Annotated in this window: 18 protein-coding genes; 13 read left to right on the forward strand and 5 right to left on the reverse strand. The window is 60.0% G+C overall.

Annotated features, from left to right (window positions below):
* Positions 1–224: 224 nt before the first annotated feature.
* From AC4CWH_RS24640 to AC4CWH_RS24700, 13 genes are all read left to right on the forward strand, one after another.
* Positions 225–1,574: an ABC transporter substrate-binding protein gene (locus AC4CWH_RS24640; RefSeq protein WP_491285676.1), complete on the forward strand. Its 1,350-nt coding sequence runs from the start codon at positions 225–227 to the stop codon at positions 1,572–1,574.
* Between the two features lie 102 nt (positions 1,575–1,676).
* Positions 1,677–2,228: an SIS domain-containing protein gene (locus AC4CWH_RS24645; protein WP_491321793.1), complete on the forward strand. Its 552-nt coding sequence runs from the start codon at positions 1,677–1,679 to the stop codon at positions 2,226–2,228.
* 40 nt (positions 2,229–2,268) lie between these two features.
* On the forward strand, positions 2,269–3,183 hold the full coding sequence (locus tag AC4CWH_RS24650; protein ID WP_491285672.1) for a carbohydrate ABC transporter permease: 915 nt from the start codon (positions 2,269–2,271) through the stop codon (positions 3,181–3,183).
* A complete protein-coding gene (locus tag AC4CWH_RS24655; protein ID WP_491285670.1) occupies positions 3,183–4,001 on the forward strand; it encodes a carbohydrate ABC transporter permease in 819 nt (272 codons plus the stop codon). The genes AC4CWH_RS24650 and AC4CWH_RS24655 overlap by 1 nt, the downstream gene beginning before the upstream one ends.
* A complete protein-coding gene (locus AC4CWH_RS24660; RefSeq protein WP_491321794.1) occupies positions 3,998–4,903 on the forward strand; it encodes a sugar phosphate isomerase/epimerase family protein in 906 nt (301 codons plus the stop codon). The genes AC4CWH_RS24655 and AC4CWH_RS24660 overlap by 4 nt, the downstream gene beginning before the upstream one ends.
* 13 nt (positions 4,904–4,916) lie before the next feature.
* Positions 4,917–5,921, forward strand: a complete 1,005-nt coding sequence (locus AC4CWH_RS24665; RefSeq protein WP_491321795.1) for a sugar-binding transcriptional regulator — start codon at positions 4,917–4,919, stop codon at positions 5,919–5,921.
* A 55-nt stretch (positions 5,922–5,976) separates the two neighbouring features.
* Positions 5,977–7,059 carry an ABC transporter ATP-binding protein gene (locus AC4CWH_RS24670; protein ID WP_491285664.1) on the forward strand — a complete coding sequence of 361 codons (1,083 nt, stop codon included), beginning with the start codon at positions 5,977–5,979 and terminating at the stop codon, positions 7,057–7,059.
* Between the two features lie 17 nt (positions 7,060–7,076).
* A complete protein-coding gene (locus AC4CWH_RS24675) occupies positions 7,077–8,114 on the forward strand; it encodes an NAD(P)-dependent alcohol dehydrogenase (RefSeq protein ID WP_491285662.1) in 1,038 nt (345 codons plus the stop codon).
* 29 nt (positions 8,115–8,143) lie between these two features.
* Positions 8,144–8,872: an SDR family oxidoreductase gene (locus AC4CWH_RS24680; protein WP_491285660.1), complete on the forward strand. Its 729-nt coding sequence runs from the start codon at positions 8,144–8,146 to the stop codon at positions 8,870–8,872.
* A gap of 40 nt (positions 8,873–8,912) precedes the next feature.
* Positions 8,913–10,523 carry an FGGY-family carbohydrate kinase gene (locus AC4CWH_RS24685; protein ID WP_491285658.1) on the forward strand — a complete coding sequence of 537 codons (1,611 nt, stop codon included), beginning with the start codon at positions 8,913–8,915 and terminating at the stop codon, positions 10,521–10,523.
* A 315-nt stretch (positions 10,524–10,838) separates the two neighbouring features.
* Entirely contained in the window at positions 10,839–11,327 is a 489-nt protein-coding gene (locus tag AC4CWH_RS24690; RefSeq protein ID WP_491285657.1) for a TRAP transporter small permease, read from the forward strand.
* Positions 11,327–12,607, forward strand: coding sequence for a TRAP transporter large permease subunit (locus AC4CWH_RS24695; protein ID WP_491285656.1), 1,281 nt, complete (start codon positions 11,327–11,329; stop codon positions 12,605–12,607). Before AC4CWH_RS24690 ends, AC4CWH_RS24695 begins: the two co-directional genes overlap by 1 nt.
* 26 nt (positions 12,608–12,633) lie before the next feature.
* Positions 12,634–13,608, forward strand: a complete 975-nt coding sequence (locus tag AC4CWH_RS24700; RefSeq protein ID WP_491285655.1) for a DctP family TRAP transporter solute-binding subunit — start codon at positions 12,634–12,636, stop codon at positions 13,606–13,608.
* Between the two features lie 51 nt (positions 13,609–13,659).
* Here AC4CWH_RS24700 and AC4CWH_RS24705 read toward each other — a convergent pair whose 3' ends face one another.
* The 5 genes from AC4CWH_RS24705 to AC4CWH_RS24725 form a co-directional block, all read right to left on the reverse strand.
* Positions 13,660–14,649 carry a LacI family DNA-binding transcriptional regulator gene (locus tag AC4CWH_RS24705; protein ID WP_491285654.1) on the reverse strand — a complete coding sequence of 330 codons (990 nt, stop codon included), beginning with the start codon at positions 14,647–14,649 and terminating at the stop codon, positions 13,660–13,662.
* A 79-nt stretch (positions 14,650–14,728) separates the two neighbouring features.
* Positions 14,729–15,064 (reverse strand): hypothetical protein, encoded by a 336-nt coding sequence (locus AC4CWH_RS24710; protein WP_491285653.1) that lies wholly within the window; start codon positions 15,062–15,064, stop codon positions 14,729–14,731.
* The gene (locus AC4CWH_RS24715) at positions 15,061–15,948 is read right to left on the reverse strand and encodes an NAD(P)-dependent oxidoreductase (RefSeq protein ID WP_491321796.1); all 888 of its coding nucleotides are present in this window, start codon (positions 15,946–15,948) and stop codon (positions 15,061–15,063) included. The genes AC4CWH_RS24710 and AC4CWH_RS24715 overlap by 4 nt, the downstream gene beginning before the upstream one ends.
* Positions 15,945–16,463 carry a gluconokinase gene (locus tag AC4CWH_RS24720; RefSeq protein WP_491321797.1) on the reverse strand — a complete coding sequence of 173 codons (519 nt, stop codon included), beginning with the start codon at positions 16,461–16,463 and terminating at the stop codon, positions 15,945–15,947. Before AC4CWH_RS24720 ends, AC4CWH_RS24715 begins: the two co-directional genes overlap by 4 nt.
* On the reverse strand, positions 16,460–17,215 hold the full coding sequence (locus tag AC4CWH_RS24725; RefSeq protein ID WP_491321798.1) for an SDR family oxidoreductase: 756 nt from the start codon (positions 17,213–17,215) through the stop codon (positions 16,460–16,462). The genes AC4CWH_RS24720 and AC4CWH_RS24725 overlap by 4 nt, the downstream gene beginning before the upstream one ends.
* Positions 17,216–17,268 lie beyond the last annotated feature (53 nt).

Raw genomic sequence — 17,268 nt, forward strand, 5'->3', positions numbered from 1 at the left:
TCCCGCTGAGAGGAACGGCGAACCTAAATTACTGACATTGCTATCGAAACGCATATTTCATGCGGCTGGCGAAGCTTTGCGCTTTCCTGGGTTTGAGGGGATGGAAAGCAGTTCTGGGTGTCCTGGATGGAGGCGATATCCCGCCTTGAACCGTCTCGGATGCCCTTGTCTGAAATTCGAACGAGGCTGCCGGGGAGGCTGCCTTCACCGTAAGGAGGAGTGGAATGAAACGTTTGTTGAAAATCTGCGCAAGCGTGCTGGCATTGACGGCCGCGACTGCGAGCATGCCGCTGTCTGCCCATGCCGACTGGCTTGAAGATGCGGCCAAGCCCCTTAAGGGCACGCAAATCAGCGGCATCTTCCTGGATCGCCCCGGTTACCGCGCCATCATCAAGCTTTTGCCGGAGTTCGAAAAGAAGACCGGCATCAAGGTCAACTACGAGATCGTGCCCTACGAGAACACCCGTGAGAAGGAAGTGCTCAACTTCACCTCGCAGGGCGACCTGACGATGGCGCTGGTGGATCTGGTCTGGATCGGCGAGTTCGCTGAAAACGGATGGATCGATCCGATCGAGAAATTCACCAAGGACAAGTCGATCACCGACCCCAACCTGAAGCTCGATGGCTTTTTCCCGCTTCTGCTGGACGCCTTCGGTTCCTGGGGCGGCAAGACCTACGGCCTTCCCTTCGATAACTATTCCGGCCTGCTGTTCTACAATTCCTGCAAGCTGAAGGAAGCCGGTTTCGACAAGCCGCCGGCCACCTGGGACGAGTTGATGAAGGTCTACGCGCCCAAGCTGACGGACGCTTCCAAGAACCAGTACGCTTATGCCCTGCAGTCGCTGCGCGGCGAAACCCAGTCTGCCGATAGTTTTATGCGCTTCCTGTGGCCGTTCGGCGGCTCGCTGCTCGACAAGCAGTTCAAGTCCAACCTGATGAGCAAGGAAAGCCAGACCGGCCTCAACTTCCGTCAGGATCTGATGAAGTACATGCCGCCGGGTATCGTCAGCTTCGACCATGCGGAAGCCGTGAATGCGCTTGCGCAAGGGCAGGTTGCGATGATCACCGAATGGTCGGCGTTCTACGGAACGCTGGTTGATCCGGCAACCTCCAAGCTCGGCGATTGCCTGGCTGTGGGTCCAGAACCGGCCGGTCCCGCCGGTCGTCTGCCGGCACTCGGCGGTTTCTCGCTGGCCGTCGCCGCACAAGCAACCGAGGAACAGAAGAAGGCCACCTGGCTCTTTATCCAGTGGGCAACATCGGAAGACATTGCCAAATCCTATGTGGAAGCCGGCGGCGTCTCGGGCCGCATGTCGGTCTACAACGATCCGGCGATCAAGGCGAAGTACAAGTTCGTGGAGCCCATGGTTGCCTCCTGGCAGAAGGGCGTGCCGGAATTCCGTCCGCGCTTCCCCGCATGGCCGGCGATTTCGGAAGTCGTTGCCGAATGGGGCTCCAAGATGATGCTGGGGCAGGTCTCCGTCGAGGCCGGCTCCAAGGAGATCGGCACCCGCATGGAAGATATCCTGCAGAAGGAAGGTTATTACGACGGCAAGAAGAAGCTGTTGCAGTAAGCCTCTGACAACCTCCAACACCTCCCAGGGTGTTTCTAAAGGTCGGTGGTGGTGCATCGTCGCCACCACCGACCGCCTCTCTTTATCCTGCGGAACCACACCATGCTTCATCTTCATGAACGGGCGCTGGCAGAACTTGGCCACTGCCTCTCCGGTATCGATGGCGATCAATTCGAGGCAGCGGTCAGCGAAATCTGCAACGCGAAGCGCATCGCGCTTTACGGCGTCGGTCGCGAAGGACTTCAGATCAAGGGTCTGGCCATGCGCCTGTTCCACCTTGGCCTGAAATCTGCCGTTGTGGGCGATATGACCACGCCCCCGGTTGAAAAGGGTGATCTGCTGATTGTCTCGGCAGGGCCCGGCGACTTCTCCACCGTGTCGGCGCTGATCGGGGTGGCAAAGGCTGCAGAGGCCCGTGTTCTTGTGGTGACGGCACAGCCTTCGGGTATGGCCGCGGCCAAAGCGGATGTGGTGCTGCATGTTCCAGCGCAAACCATGGCAAACGACCAGGGTGAAACAACCTCCGTGCTTCCCATGGGATCGCTGTACGAGGGCGCGCTCTATGTCGCTTTTGAACTGCTGGTGCTTGCCGTGCGCGACAAGCTCGGCGTGAGGCCCGCTGCCATGCGCGCCAACCATACCAATCTGGAATGATGCCAAGCCGGCATTGCCGCCGCATCAAGAGGAAGACCTGATGCCTGGACCTGTTTCTAAACCCCACATCAGACCCAATCGCGGTTATGGTCGCTGGACGCCGTTCTGGTTCCTGGCGCCGGCCGTGCTGACCCTGTTTATCATCGGCATTTATCCCACCATCTTTGCGGTGGTCACATCGTTCCGGCGCTACAATATTGCGCGCCCCCGCGATGGATTTCCCTTTATCGGTCTGGAAAACTACACGTCCGTGCTGACCGATAGCACGTTCTGGGCCTCGCTGTTCCTGACAGCGAAATTCTATGTCACCGTGCTGCCGATCGAGGTCGCACTTGGGCTGATGATCGCGCTTCTTCTGCACAAGACCGGAATGGGTTTTCTGAAGTCGCTTGCCCGCGTCACTCTGGTCGTGCCGCTCGCCACCACATATGCCGTGGTCGGTTTGATCGGCCGCCTGATTTTCAACCGTGATTTTGGCGTCGCCAACTGGTTCCTGGATCGTCTCGGGATTGGCGCGCTCGATTGGCTGGGCTCCCAGACCGGCGCATTTGCCGCAATCGTCATCATGGATATCTGGCAGTGGACGCCATTTTGCGCGCTGATCTTTCTCGCAGGTCTTTCCATGGTGCCGGGCGAAATCGAGGAGGCCGCGCGGTTGGAAACCTCATCCAAGTGGGCGATGCTGAAACATGTCCAGCTTCCCTATCTGATGCCCGGCCTGACGGCGCTCCTCATCCTGCGCTCGGCCGACGTGCTGAAGCTGTTCGACATGGTGTTCGTGATGACGCGGGGAGGGCCGGGTTCGGCCACCGATCTCGTATCGATCTACATCCAGCGTGTCGGCTTCCGTATTTTCGATCTCGGCACGGCCTCGGCGCAGGCCATCCTGCTTCTCATCATCACCATCCTGATCAGCCGCCTTTACATCCGCGTACTCTACAAGGAGGTCAACTGATGCGTCTCTCGTCGGGCAAGATCCTGCATGCCATCGGGCTGACAGCTGTTATCCTGTTCACGCTGTTTCCGTTCTATTGGATGGTATCCGCCAGCTTCAAGACGCAGTCCGATATTCTCGCCTCGCCGCCAGTCTGGCTGTTTGCGCCGACGCTTGATCACTACCGGGAAATCTTTGCGGATTCGAAGGTTTTGGGCGCCGTCGGCAATTCGCTGATCATCGCAACCGCCACCACCGCACTTGCTGTAATGCTCGGCGCCCCGGCCGCCTTTGCGCTTGCCCGTTATGAGTTTCGTGGCAAATCCGACCTGTGGTTCTGGTTCATCTCTAACCGCATGACGAGCCCGATCGTGCTGGCCCTGCCGGTCTATATTCTGGCGCTGCAGCTGAAGATGCTGGATACGCATCTTGTCCTCATCCTCATCTACCTCACCTTCAACCTGCCGATCGTGGTGTGGATCTGCACCGACCAGTTCAAGTCCATTCCGCCGGATCTGGAACAGGCAGCACGTCTGGATGGTGCCGACCAGTTCACGATCTTCCGCAAGATCTATCTGCCGCTCGGCGCGCCGGGCATTGCGGTCTCGGCCATCTTCTCGTTCATCTTTTCCTGGAACGAACTGCTCTATGCGCTGGTGCTGACCCGGCGCGATGTGCAGACCGCCCCTGTCGTCGCGACCAGCTTCATGTCCGGCTACGAACTGCCCTGGGGCAAGATCATGGCCACCGGCACGGTCATCGTTCTCCCCGTCACCATCTTTGCGCTCATTGTGTCGCGCCACATGGTGCGCGGCCTGACCATGGGAGCGACCAAATGAGCAGCGCAAACCCGCTCGGCATCAATCTGTCCTTCTGTGTCAAACGCTGGGTGACACCCAACCTTTGGGCGCCCGTCGTGCGCGACCAACTGGGTCTCGATCTCATCCAGTTCTCGTTCGATCTGGTTGATCCCATGTGGCCGTCAGCACTCGTCTCCCGCCATGCGCGGGATGTGCGAAAGGCGGCGGACGATCACGGGATCACCATTCATAGCGCCTTCATTGGCCTTGCTCACTACACTTTCAACCAGTTGCTGCATCCGGATCCGGATGTTCGAGCCTATGCGGAGCAATGGCTGGAGCGAGCTTATGGCTTTGCGGCAGAAGCCGGGATTACACGGGTTGGCGGACCGCTGGGAGCGATCGCCTCTCGCGTGGATGGCAGCGAGGCGGACAGCCTCGAGGCTGCGGACTATGCAAGTCTTGTCGAATGTATGCTCCGGCTGGGTGAAAAGGCGAAGGCTGCGGGGCTGAGTGAGCTTTACGTCGAGCCGACGCCGATGCGCCGCGAGTGGCCCTCAACGATCGGTCAGGCGCGCCAGATGATGAGCGATGTGGCGGCAAGTGCCACCCCGTGGAACCTCTGCGTCGATTGGGGCCACGGCACCTTCCTGCCGCTGTACGGGCCAGAGGCCGACACGATGGAACCGTGGTTCGCCGCGCTGAACGATGTGATCACCGCCGTGCATATTCAGCAGACGGACTATCTGTTTGATCGCCATTGGGATTTTACCGAGGCGGGCAGGGTGGATCCGGTTGACGCCCGCAACCTGCTTGCCAGCACGGGGCTTGCACAATCTCCGGTATTCCTTGAAGTGTTCTATCCTTTCGAACGGGATAGCAAATCCATACTGGACGCACTGAAGGCTTCGGTCCTGTCTCTCAAGCAGGCCTTTGCCTGATCTAAGGAGACGCATGAACATGGCAACCAAGGGACCAGACAACGGAAATCCCGTCATTGAGGATATGGACGCGCAACAGATCCGCGCCCGCGTTGCCTGGCTGTATTTCATCGGCGGTCTGACCCAACAGGAGATAGCCGACCAGCTGGGATTGACGCGGCTGCGGGTCAACAAGACGCTCGGCCAGCTGAGAAACGATGGCTCCGTGGTTGTCGATATTCGTCTGCCCTTGGCCGGGTGCATTGAGCTTGAGCACAAGGTGCGGGAGCACTATCAGCTGGAAGACGTTTGCGTCATCCCCACCCTGCCGGATGATCTGGAAAATCAGCGGGCTGTCGGTGATGCGGCGGGCGGCATGCTCGACAGGCTTCTGGAAGATGGCATGGGTCTGGGTGTTGGCTGGGGAAAAACGCTGACGGCCGGCCTGAAAAGGCTCACATCGCGCCCGCTGCCGGACAGCTGGGTGACCTCCCTTATGGGAGGGCTTACGCGCGGATCGGGCTCCAGCACGTTCGAGGTCGCGACAGGTTATGCGCGGGCGATTTCGGCGGAATGCTATTATCTGACAGCGCCGCTTTATTTCCCCTCTGTCGAGAGCCGCGAAGCGCTGCTGTCCCATCACGGCATTCGCGAAACCATGCGCCGCGCCCGCTCCGTGGATGTCGCCTTGGTGTCCTGCGGCGATATGACAGCCCGTTCACTTCTGGTGCAGACACCAACGGTGTCTGAGAACCTGAAGGATATTCTGGCGGCTGGAGCCGTCGGAGATTTGCTGGGCGTTTTCCTCGACAGCGACGGAAAGCCGGTGAACCATCCTCTCAATGAACGCGTGCTGTCCGTTTCACCGGAACAGCTGAAATCCGTTCGCCATTCCATTCTGGCCTCCGGCGGCTGGTACAAGGTGAACATCATCCGCGCCATCCTGCGCGGCGGTTACGTCAAGCGTCTGGTGACGGACGAAAAATGCGCCGCTGCCCTGCTGGATGGGGCGCACAGCCCTCCAAACAATAGCCAATAGAACAGAACACGTGCCGCATCTTAATGCGGTGCGAGGTGATCGGGAGTAGAAGAGCATGACCTTCCTGCAGTTGGACACCATCAAGAAGACGTTTGGAGAGATGAGCGTCATCAAGGGTGTGAACATATCCGCCTCCAAGGGGGAATTCGTCGTGTTCGTGGGGCCTTCCGGCTGCGGCAAGTCAACCTTGCTGCGTATGATTGCAGGCCTTGAAGACGTATCCTCCGGCACGCTCTCCATCGATGGCAAGGATGTGACCTATGAGGAGCCCGCCAAGCGCGAGGTTTCGATGGTCTTCCAGTCTTATGCGCTTTACCCCCATATGAGCGTCTTCGAGAACATGGCTTTCGGTCTTCGCATGGCCAAACTTCCGGAAGACGAGATCAAGCGCCGGGTGGGGGAGGCCGCACGGATTCTCCAGATCGAGGCGCTTCTGGAACGCAAGCCGCGCGCACTTTCCGGTGGCCAGCGCCAGCGTGTGGCGATTGGCCGTTCCATCGTGCGCAATCCGAAGATCTTCCTGTTCGATGAGCCGCTTTCCAATCTTGATGCGGAACTGCGTAGCCAGATGCGCGTGGAAATTGCCAAGCTGCACCGCAAACTGGGGGCGACCATGGTGTATGTGACGCATGACCAGGTGGAAGCGATGACACTTGCGGATCGTATCGTCGTCCTGCGCGCCGGACTTGTCGAACAGATCGGCTCACCGACGCAACTCTACGATCACCCCGCCAATACCTTTGTGGCCGGCTTCATCGGTTCGCCCAGGATGAATTTCCTGACGGCAAAGGTTACAAGTGCCGATGCATCGGGGTTGCGGCTGGAACATCCCGGTTTCGAAGGCGGCACCCTTTCCCTCGCCCATGGCTCGGCCTCAAAGGTTCGCCCCGGTGACACGCTCACGGTTGGCCTTCGTCCCGAGCATCTGGATGTGGCTGCCACGAACCCGCTTCTGCGTTTGACTGCAGATTTTACCGAGAACCTCGGCGGCTCGACGCAGATTTACGCCCGAACCGGCGATGAGACCGTCATCATCCTTGCAAATGGCAGACCGGATCTGCCGCCCGGCGGCGCGATCACGGCTGGAATAGATCCCCGCCACATCTATCTCTTTACGCCGGATGGACTGGCACTCTGACTTGAGGAACGAAAAACATGCAAGCTCTGGTTCTGGAACGTAAAGGCGAACTGGCAATCCGCGACATCGATCTGCCGCGCGATGTTGGTCCCAATGATGTGAGAATTGCCATTCATACCGTCGGCGTCTGCGGCAGCGACGTGCATTATTATACCCATGGTGCGATCGGTTCCTTCGTGGTGCGTGACCCCATGGTGCTGGGGCATGAAGCGGCGGGCACGGTGACCGAGATCGGTGCCGAGGTGAAGACGCTGAAGGTGGGCGACCGTGTCTGCATGGAGCCCGGTGTCCCGAACATGGCCTCGCGCGCTTCCAAGCTTGGCATCTACAACGTTGACCCGGATGTGCGCTTTTGGGCAACGCCGCCGATCCATGGCGTGCTGACAGCGGAAGTGGTGCATCCGGCAGCCTTTACCTACAAGCTTCCCGATAACGTCTCCTTTGCCGAAGGCGCGATGATCGAGCCTTTCGCCGTCGGCATGCAGGCGGCAACCCGCGCCGGCATTACGCCCGGAGACGTGGCTGTGGTGATCGGCTGCGGCCCAATCGGCATCATGACGGCCATTGCGGCATTGGCCGGCGGCTGTTCACGGGTCATCATTTCCGATCTCAGTGCCCCCAAGCTTGCCATTGCAGGCCAATATGCCGGCATTACGCCTGTCAACATCACCGAGGCTTCGCTGGCGGAAACCGTCGCCAAGGCGACGGATGGATGGGGTGCCGATATCGTGTTAGAGGCGAGCGGCAGCTCGAGAGCCTATCAAGGGATTTTCGATCTCCTGCGTCCCGGCGGAACTCTGGTGCTCGTTGGTCTGCCGGTTGAGCCGGTGGCCTTTGATATTCCGGCCGCGATCTTCAAGGAAGCGCATATCGAAACCGTGTTTCGTTACGCCAATAATTTTGATCGCGCAGTCAACCTCATAGCCTCCGGCAAGGTGGATCTGAAGCCCCTGATCACAGACACTTATGCATTTGCCGACAGTATCGCAGCCTTCGAGCGAGCGGCGAAAGGCTTGGCCGAAGATGTGAAGCTGCAAATTCGGCTTGGCGATTGAATGCGGACAATTCCGACGGGAGTTTCATCATGACGAAGAGTTTGAACGGCAAGGTCGCGGCCATAACGGGCGCAGCTTCCGGGATCGGGCTTGCCTGCGCGCGCAAGCTCATTGATGAGGGCGCGACAGTCGTGCTGATCGACAGGGCGCAAGATAAGCTTCACTCGTTGTGTGCCGAACTTGGCGAGCGCAGCCGCATGCTGGTGGTCGATCTTCTGGATGGCCCGCAGGTCTCCGGCCTTTTGCCGCGGATTCTGGAGGTTGCCGGCGGGCTTGATATTTTCCACGCGAATGCGGGTGCCTATGTGGGCGGCGCGGTGGCAGACGGCGATCCCGACAGCTGGGACCGCATGTTGAACCTCAACATAAATGCCGCCTTTCGCAGCGTGCATGCGGTGTTGCCACACATGATCGCCCAGAAGAGCGGCGATATCCTATTTACGAGTTCGGTTGCAGGTGTCGTGCCGGTCGTCTGGGAGCCGATTTACACCGCCTCCAAGTTTGCCGTGCAGGCCTTTGTGCATGCCACGCGCCGCCAGGTTTCGCAGCATGGAGTTCGCGTCGGTGCCGTTCTTCCGGGCCCTGTAGTCACGGCTCTTCTCGATGACTGGCCGAAAGAAAAGATGGACGAGGCTCTTGCAAACGGCAGTCTGATGCAGCCGCAGGAAGTCGCCGAAGCGGTTTATTTCATGTTGTCTCGTCCCCGCAATGTGGTCATCCGGGATCTTGTGATCTTGCCCAATAGCGTCGATCTATAGGCTTGACCGAATCTGCATCAAGTTGCCGGAGGAGTAAGGCATGAATGGTTCCAGGTATTTTATCGGGGTCGATGTTGGCACGGGCAGCGCGCGCGCCGGTGTCTTCGATGAAGAAGGCCAATGCCTTGGAACCGGAAAGAGTGACATCGAGATCTTTCGCGATCAGGCACATATGGTCGAGCAATCGAGCGCCAATATCTGGCAGTCCGTTTGCCTTTCCGTCCGGACTGCCGTGCAAGCGGCCGGGGTCTCCCCGCAAAAGGTCGTCGGCATCGGCTTTGATGCCACTTGCTCTCTCGTCGTGGCCGGTGAAGGCGGCAAATCTCTTGCTGTCGGGCCCTCGGAGCGGCCGGAACGCGATATCATCGTGTGGATGGACCACAGGGCCATTGGGCAGGCGGAGCGGATCAATGCGCAGGGTCACGATGTGCTGCGTTATGTCGGAGGCCGCATTTCTCCCGAAATGCAAACGCCGAAGCTCCTGTGGTTGAAGGAACACCGGCCGGACACCTTTGGCCGCGCCTGGCAGTTCTTTGATCTGGCGGATTTCCTCACCTGGCGTGCGACGGGAAGCCTTGCCCGCTCCACCTGCACGGTGACCTGCAAATGGACCTACCTCGCGCATGAACACCGCTGGGATCCGGATTATTTCCGGCAGATCGGTCTTGGCGAACTGGCGGACGAGGGGTTTTCCCGGATCGGACAGGAGATCGTTGAGCCCGGCACGCCGGTGGGGCAGGGCCTCACCGATGAGGCGGCGCGCGATCTTGGTCTAGAGGCTGGAACGGCGGTGTCTGCCGGCATGATCGACGCGCATGCCGGCGGCATCGGCACGGTCGGCATTGGCGGTACGCCCGAACTCAACATGGGTTACGTCTTTGGCACTTCCTCCTGTACCTTGACCTCGACCACCGATCCGAAATTTGTGCCGGGTGTGTGGGGGCCGTATTTCTCGGCCATGGTTCCCGGCCTGTGGTTGAACGAAGGCGGACAAAGCGCTGCGGGTGCGGCCATCGATCAGCTGGTGAGTTTCCATCAGGCATTCCCGGACGCCAGCAATCGGGCGCGCACACTTGGTGTGCCGCTTCCGGTGATGCTGGCGGATCTGGCGGTTGCAAAGCAGGCCTCTGCCTCCGATGCCGTGTCACTCGCCAAGGGGCTTCATGTCGTGCCGGAATTTCTCGGCAATCGCGCGCCTTTTGCCGATCCCGCCGCGCGTGCCGCGATTGCCGGCCTCGGCATGGAACGGGATCTGGACAGCCTGATCGCGCTCTATGTCGCCGGATTGTGCGGCATCGGCTATGGCCTGCGCCAGATTATCGAAGCGCAGGCGCAAGCTGGCGCCGACGTACAGCAGATCATTATCAGTGGCGGCGCCGGGCAGCATGATCTCACGCGGCAGATCCTGGCGGATGCCAGTGGCAAGCCGGTGATCGCGCCTCAGACCTCCGAGCCCGTTCTGCTGGGGGCCGCCTTGCTGGGTGCGACGGCGGCGAGGAGTTTTGCCGATCTGAAGCAGGCGATGCAGGCGTTGAGCAGGCCTGGCCGTGTCTACCAGCCCGCTCCTGGAGATATCCTGCAGACGCACGAAAACCGGTATTCCGTGTTCTGCAATCTACAGCTCGAACTGCGAAAAATGAGGGATTTTTAGCTTGGCGTCATGGACGTCGCGAGGCCAGAACAAGCGCGATGAAGCACGAACGTTGCTGCAGGTGTGCCAGTCCCCGTGCGTTCAGGCTCCCCCCTCAACCACTTCATGCACAAATCGCTCATTGCGAAAATATAACAACCATTTAACCGCCAAGTTATTCTAACCGCACTCGTTCTCGGCCTCCCTCGGCACCTTCTTCAGTCGCAATGTGCGGCGATAGGGGCCTTGACTCATGAAAATGTTATCGATACCAAATCATGTTAACGATAACCTTGTGTTGAGGTTTACGCAACGAGACTTCGGGAGGGGGATCTTATGCGACGCATTGCCCAGCGGTTCTGGTCGGTCATCGACTTGATAATGGCAATCCTTTTGGCTGCGATGATCGCGCTTGTGTTCGTCAATGTCGTGATGCGCTACGGCTTTTCGTCCGGCATTCGCCAGTCGGTCGAACTGGCAAGACTGTGGTTCGTGTGGATCGTCATGCTCGGAGCAGCGGTCGTTCTGCGCCGGGGCGAGCACCTGGCCGTTGCCGAATTCTCCGAAGCGCTGTTTCCACGCGCCGTTCCGACGCTTCGCCGCATCTGCTGGATCATTGTGATCGTGGCCGTTGGCATGCTGTTCGTCGGCGCATTGAACCAGACCATGGCCAACTGGAAGAATATCTCACAGCTCACCGGCTTGCCCTCGGGCCTGTTCTACCTTGCAGGCGTCGTATCGGCGATCTTGATGGCCGGCATTGCCGTCGTCCGGTTGATCGATCCGATGAATGTCCCAAACAATAGTGACGAAGGGACTGTCTGATGACCCTGATCCTTTTTCTCGGCGTTCTGTTCATCGCGATCGTGCTGGGCTTGCCGGTCGCTTTTGCTCTGCTGCTCGCCGCAATGGTGCTGATGGTTCATCTGGGCACGTTCAGCCCGGATATCCTGGCGCAAGGCCTCATCAACGGCGTCGATAACTTTCCGCTTCTTGCCATTCCCTTCTTTCTGGTCGCCGGCGAGGTGATGTCGAGGGGTGGGTTGTCGGAGCGGATCGTGCGGCTTGCCATGACACTTGTCGGGCACAAGCGCGGCGGCCTCGGTTACGTTGCCGTCATGACTGCCATCGTCCTTGCTGGCCTCTCGGGTTCTGCCGTCGCCGATGCCGCAGCCCTGGTTGCCATCCTCTACCCGATGATGCGCAAGGCCGGGTATCCGGAAGGGCGCAGCCTCGGCCTCTTGGCCTCGGGCGGCATTATCGCACCGATCATTCCGCCATCGCTGCCGTTGATCCTCATTGGTGTGGCCGGAAATATCTCGATTGCCAAACTGTTCATGGCGGGCATCGCGCCCGGCTTGATGATGGGGCTGACGCTCATGGTCGTCTGGTCCTTCATCATGCGCAACGAACAGATCGAAACCCTGCCGAAAGCAACGGGGGCCGAGCGGATGAAGGCCCTCAGAGAGGGCATATGGGCGCTGTTTCTGCCCATCATCATCATTGGCGGCATCAGGTCCGGCGCCTTTACGCCGACGGAAGCAGCCGTTGTCGCAGCCGTCTATGCAATCGTGGTGTCATCGCTTGTCTATCGGGCGCTCACATGGAAGATCCTGCTCGAAGTGCTGATCACCGCGGGACGCTCCACGGCCATGGTGATGCTTCTTGTGGGCGCTGCGATGGTTGCCGCCTGGCTGATCACTGTCGCCCAGCTGCCGCAGCAACTGGCTGAAACGCTTTCGCCGCTGATCGACAGCCCACGCCTGCTGATGCTCGTCATCATGCTGATCGTGCTTGCCGTGGGCATGGTGATGGATCTGTCGCCCACCGTGCTGATCCTGGTGCCGCTGTTGATGCCGGTGGTGAAGCTTGCGGGCATCGATCCGGTCTATTTCGGCCTGATGTTCATCCTGAACTGCTCGATTGGCCTGCTCACGCCGCCGGTCGGCACTGTCCTCAATGTCATCTGCGGTGTTGGCCGGGTGCAGATGAGCGTTGCGGTGAGGGGCGTTGTTCCCTTCCTGCTCGCCTACGCGGCTCTGCTCGGTCTCTTTATCCTATTTCCGCAGCTCATCATCGTTCCCGCCAAGTTTCTTGGTGGCTAAAGACGACAACCAGGGAGGAACCTGAAATGAAGCTCTTGAAAGTCCTCGGTCTTGCATCGATCCTTGCCATGACCGGCTATTCTGCCCAGGCAGAAACACAACTGAAGCTTGCCCATGCGGCGCCTGATACCGATCTGCAGCAGACGATGTCGCTGTTCTTCAAGCAGCAGGTTGAGGCCCGCAGCAAAGGAACGGTAAAGGTCACGATCTTCCCGCAAGGGCAGCTCGGCAACGACCAGGCGATGATCGACGGCGCACGCTCCGGCATCATCGACATCGTCATGACCGGCCTCAACAATCTGACCGGTCTGGTGCCGGCGGCCGGCGCCTTCGAACTGCCCTTCATGTTTCCGAACCGTGACCTCGCCTACAAGGTTCTGGACGGCGAAGTCGGGCAGGGCGTCTCGGCCCAATTCACCCAGCATGGCCTGAAAATGCTGGGTTATCCGGAAAACGGCTACCGCAACATGACCAATAATCGCGGTCCTATTCGAGTGCCGGCCGATGTTTCGGGCCTCAACATGCGCGTCAACAATTCCAAGGCGCTGAACGACATGTTTGCAAAGCTTGGGGCCAATCCGACGCAGTTGCCGGTGGCCGAGCTTTATACCGCGCTGGAAACCGGTGTCGTGGATGCACAGGACCACCCGATCGGCATCGTCTTGTCCTTCAAGTTCAACGAGGTCCAAAAGTATCTCAGCCTGACGCAGCATGCCTATTCCGCGCTGGCGCTGGCCATCAACGATGCCAAGTTCAAAGGCATGACGGCTGAAGAGCAGAAGATCATCACGGATGTTGCCGCCGAAGCCATCACCATGCAGCGCAAGCTTGCTCAGGAGAAGGAAGCGTCGATGATTGCGGAGCTGACGGCTGCCGGCATGAAGGTGAACAGCGATGTGGACGCGGCGGCCTTCCAGGCAGCTGTCAAGCCGGTCTGGGACGCTTACGTCGCGCAGAACGGCGATGCCGTCGTCAACGCCATCGTCGCCACACAGAAATAAACTGTCGGCAACGGCTTGCTCGGGGGCGCAGTCATCTGCGCCCCCGATGCTTTACCGGCTGGAGTGCCGGCGCATCAATTCAGGTGCGACAATGATGGTCGCCGGTTCCGTCTGATGGCCATCCAGAACGTCTAAAATAAGCTTGGCGGCACGGGTGCCGATCTCTCGCGGGAACGGATTGAGGGTCGTGAGGGACGGTACGCAGATATTGGCAATCTCGTAGTCGCCAAAACCGGCCACGGAAATCTGGCCGGGCACATCCACGCCCCGCCGTTGACATTCGGTCAAGGCGCCAAAGGCCGAAAGGTCGGAGACGCAGATCACGGCCTGCGTGTCCGGCAGATCATTCAGAAGCCGCCCCATGGCGGCGGCACCCTCGCGCATCGAAATCGGCGGCGCGCCTGCTGCAATCAGGCGATCCGCCTGAAGGCCATGCTCCGTCATGGCGGCGATGAAGCCCGCGCGGCGGTCGGTGCCACGGGTGTCGCGATCGGCATCACCGCCGATAAAGGCGATGCGCGTAATCCCTTTGGAGACGAAATGGTCCACCATCGTGCGAACCGCAGCGGCATTTGAAAAGCCGACGACGTGGCCGACCGGCGTTTCGGGAAGATCCCAGGTCTCGATCACCGGGATGCTGGCGTTTTCGAGCAGTCGTCGCGCACGCGACGTGTGGCGCCCGCCGGTTAACACAATGGCTTCCGGCCGCCGCCGCAACAGCTGTTCGATCAGCCGCTCTTCTTCGTTGATGTCGTAATCGGTATAACCGAGAAGGATCTGCAGGCCGCGTCCCTTCAGACCTTCCGACAAGCCGCGCACGGTATCGGCGAAGTTCGCATTGTTGATGGATGGGATAGTGACGGCGACAAAATCGGTTCGCTGCGAGCGCAGGTTGGATGCTGTGCTGTCGAAAACATAACCGAGGCGATCGGCTGCCTCGAGAATGGCACTGCGCGTGTTTTCACTCACCGACGCGTCTTGCTTAAACGCCCGGCTCACCGTCATGGGTGAGACGCCCGCAAGGCGGGCGACATCAGCCATGGTCGGGGTTTTGCGCGGTGGAATCATCCTTTTGTGGTATCGTTATAGTGGTGCAAAATCCAGTCCCACCCCATGCGTCTTAGACGGGTTCAAACTCGTGTGCGGTCGTGACGTGGTGATGGATGCGACCGGTGAAAAATCGCGCGAGAACCGATTCCGTCGCAGCCCGCGCTTCGCTGCGCACCGGGCTTGCAAGTGCTGTCTCCACGGCCTTCAGGTCGCCATAGCTGATGGCGAGGATCATCGGATATTCCGGCGCGCCCTCATCCCGCTCTTCGGCAAAGGTAACACGCACAGACAATGCGCCGGGAAAGGCGCGCCATTTCGGCAGGATCTCTGTCAGCACAGCCTCACGGAATGCCGCATTCTGGCCTTCGTGAACCTTCCCCTCGAAAAGGGCATAACGGGTAATCATTCTGAAATCTCCTTGTTCGGCCCCTTGAAGAACTCCATCAGGGCTGCCTGATCCTCGCCACCCAGCCCGGCTGCGGTGAGCATGCGATGTATTTCCGCGCAGATTGCCGTCAGCGGCATGGCGGTGTGTGTCAGCCGTGCCAGATCCTGGGCGGCGCTGAGGTCCTTGACCATGTTGTCGATCCGGCCCGTGCGACGGTAATCGCGCGCGGCATAACGCGGCATGTATTCCTGCAGCAGCGCGCTGTCAGCGCGGCCACCTTTCAGGGCCTGCGGGATTTTGAGCACATCGACACCGGCCGCTTCTGCCAGTGCCGTTGCCTCGGCGACCGCCAGGAAACCAAGGCCGCAGAGAACCTGGTTGATCATCTTTGTGGTTTGCCCGGCGCCGGAAGCGCCCATATGGGTCTGGTTTCCAGCAAGATTTGCAAGGATCTGCTGGGCCTCAATCACGTCAGGCTCGGCGCCGCCCTGCATCAGGGTGAGCTGCCCGATCGCAACCTTGGGAATACCGCCGGAGAGGGGACTATCCACCCAGCGCAATCCCCTGGCAGCGCCATCCGCCGCCATGGCCTTGGTCATTTCCGGATCGATCGAGGACATGTCGATGATCAGGGTGCCCTCTGATGCGCCTTCCGCTACGCCTTGCGGGCCAAAGACAGCCGCCCGCACGATCGCTGCCGAATTCAGCGACAGGATGACCGCCTTTGCCTTGGATGCAGCCTCGGCTGCGGAGGCTGCACCGATGGCGCCTAAGGCCACAAGAGCGGCCACCTTGTCCGGATCCCGATCATAAACATAAAGACGCGTTCCCGTTTCCACGAGGCGGGCGCCTATGGCGCCTCCCATGGCGCCTGCACCGATCAGGGCAATGGTGTCGGTCATGATCGCGTTCCTTCCAGATAGGGCAAGGTTTTGGCCAGAAAGGGCAAGATATTGGCGACGATGTCATTCGTCGGCTGGTCGATGTCCACGTTGATTGCCTCGTCCGGGCCGGGTGCTTCCAAAGTGGCGAACTGGCTGTCGAGAAGCGATAGCGGCATGTAATGCCCATCGCGGGTGGCCATGCGGCTGGCGATCAGGGCGCGGCTTCCCACCAGATGGACGAAGGTGACCGGGCCACCCGCAACGGAGCGGATGGTATCGCGATAGATCCGCCGAAGGGCAGAGCAACCGACAATGAGGGGTGCGCTGTGGTTCAGCGTGTCCGCAATACGTTCCAGCCAGGGCCAGCGATCCTCGTCCGTCAGCGGGATGCCGCAACGCATCTTCTCCACCGCCTCTGATGTGTGGAGGTCGTCGCCATCGCGATAGCTGATGCTGATACGGCGCGACAGGGCCTCGCCGACGGTCGACTTGCCGCAACCGGCAACGCCCATGATGACCAGACGCAATGTCATAGCGATGCCGTGATCCCGCCATCGACGTAGAGGATGTGACCGTTGACGAAGCTTGCGGCATCCGAGGCGAGGAAGATGCAGGCACCCTGCAATTCCTCGACCTTGCCCCAGCGCCCGGCCGGTGTGCGCTTTTCAAGCCAGCCGGAAAAATCCGCATCAGCGACCAGGGCGGCATTGAGCGGCGTATCGAAATAACCGGGGGCGATGGCGTTGCAGTTCAGCCCATGTTTGGCCCAGTCCGTCGCCATGCCCTTGGTGAGGTTGCCGACAGCGCCTTTTGTCGCCGTATAGGGCGCAATGGAGGGACGGGCGAGCGCCGTCTGGACGCTGGCGATATTGATGATCTTGCCCCGACCGCGAGCGATCATGTGGCGGGCAACGGCCTGACCAACATGAAAGACGCTGGCGATGTTCGTCTGCAGCAGCCGCTCGAAGGCGTCGGCCGGAAAGTCTTCCAGGGGCGCGCGATGCTGCATGCCGGCATTGTTGACGAGGATGTCGATCGGCTTTCCGGATGCCTCGAACGCATCGACGGCGGTGCGCACCGCGTCATGGTCGGTGGCATCGAAAGCCAGCATCTCGGCGCCTTTTATGCGTGCCGCAGCCGCCGCAAGCTTGGTCTCGTCACGCCCATTGAGCACGACGTCAGCCCCTGCCGCAGACAGCCCCTCTGCCAAGGCAAATCCGATGCCCTGGGACGAGCCGGTGATCAGGGCACGACGCCCCTTCAGGTCAAACAGGTTGAGTGTCATGGCGTCCTCCTCTCGATTTCTCTCTCGACAAGCGTCGATAGGCCTGTATATGT

This window comes from Neorhizobium sp. PAMB6716 (genome assembly GCF_058242805.1).

Excerpts from the sequence above, each read along its gene's own strand:
- AC4CWH_RS24640 (WP_491285676.1), top strand. The coding sequence starts at position 225 with ATGAAACGTTTGTTGAAAATCTGCGCAAGCGTGCTGGCATTGACGGCC.
- AC4CWH_RS24645 (WP_491321793.1), top strand. The coding sequence starts at position 1,677 with ATGCTTCATCTTCATGAACGGGCGCTGGCAGAACTTGGCCACTGCCTC.
- AC4CWH_RS24650 (WP_491285672.1), top strand. The coding sequence starts at position 2,269 with ATGCCTGGACCTGTTTCTAAACCCCACATCAGACCCAATCGCGGTTAT.
- AC4CWH_RS24655 (WP_491285670.1), top strand. The coding sequence starts at position 3,183 with ATGCGTCTCTCGTCGGGCAAGATCCTGCATGCCATCGGGCTGACAGCT.
- AC4CWH_RS24660 (WP_491321794.1), top strand. The coding sequence starts at position 3,998 with ATGAGCAGCGCAAACCCGCTCGGCATCAATCTGTCCTTCTGTGTCAAA.
- AC4CWH_RS24665 (WP_491321795.1), top strand. The coding sequence starts at position 4,917 with ATGAACATGGCAACCAAGGGACCAGACAACGGAAATCCCGTCATTGAG.
- AC4CWH_RS24670 (WP_491285664.1), top strand. The coding sequence starts at position 5,977 with ATGACCTTCCTGCAGTTGGACACCATCAAGAAGACGTTTGGAGAGATG.
- AC4CWH_RS24675 (WP_491285662.1), top strand. The coding sequence starts at position 7,077 with ATGCAAGCTCTGGTTCTGGAACGTAAAGGCGAACTGGCAATCCGCGAC.
- AC4CWH_RS24680 (WP_491285660.1), top strand. The coding sequence starts at position 8,144 with ATGACGAAGAGTTTGAACGGCAAGGTCGCGGCCATAACGGGCGCAGCT.
- AC4CWH_RS24685 (WP_491285658.1), top strand. The coding sequence starts at position 8,913 with ATGAATGGTTCCAGGTATTTTATCGGGGTCGATGTTGGCACGGGCAGC.
- AC4CWH_RS24690 (WP_491285657.1), top strand. The coding sequence starts at position 10,839 with ATGCGACGCATTGCCCAGCGGTTCTGGTCGGTCATCGACTTGATAATG.
- AC4CWH_RS24695 (WP_491285656.1), top strand. The coding sequence starts at position 11,327 with ATGACCCTGATCCTTTTTCTCGGCGTTCTGTTCATCGCGATCGTGCTG.
- AC4CWH_RS24700 (WP_491285655.1), top strand. The coding sequence starts at position 12,634 with ATGAAGCTCTTGAAAGTCCTCGGTCTTGCATCGATCCTTGCCATGACC.
- AC4CWH_RS24705 (WP_491285654.1), bottom strand. The coding sequence starts at position 14,649 with ATGGCTGATGTCGCCCGCCTTGCGGGCGTCTCACCCATGACGGTGAGC.
- AC4CWH_RS24710 (WP_491285653.1), bottom strand. The coding sequence starts at position 15,064 with ATGATTACCCGTTATGCCCTTTTCGAGGGGAAGGTTCACGAAGGCCAG.
- AC4CWH_RS24715 (WP_491321796.1), bottom strand. The coding sequence starts at position 15,948 with ATGACCGACACCATTGCCCTGATCGGTGCAGGCGCCATGGGAGGCGCC.
- AC4CWH_RS24720 (WP_491321797.1), bottom strand. The coding sequence starts at position 16,463 with ATGACATTGCGTCTGGTCATCATGGGCGTTGCCGGTTGCGGCAAGTCG.
- AC4CWH_RS24725 (WP_491321798.1), bottom strand. The coding sequence starts at position 17,215 with ATGACACTCAACCTGTTTGACCTGAAGGGGCGTCGTGCCCTGATCACC.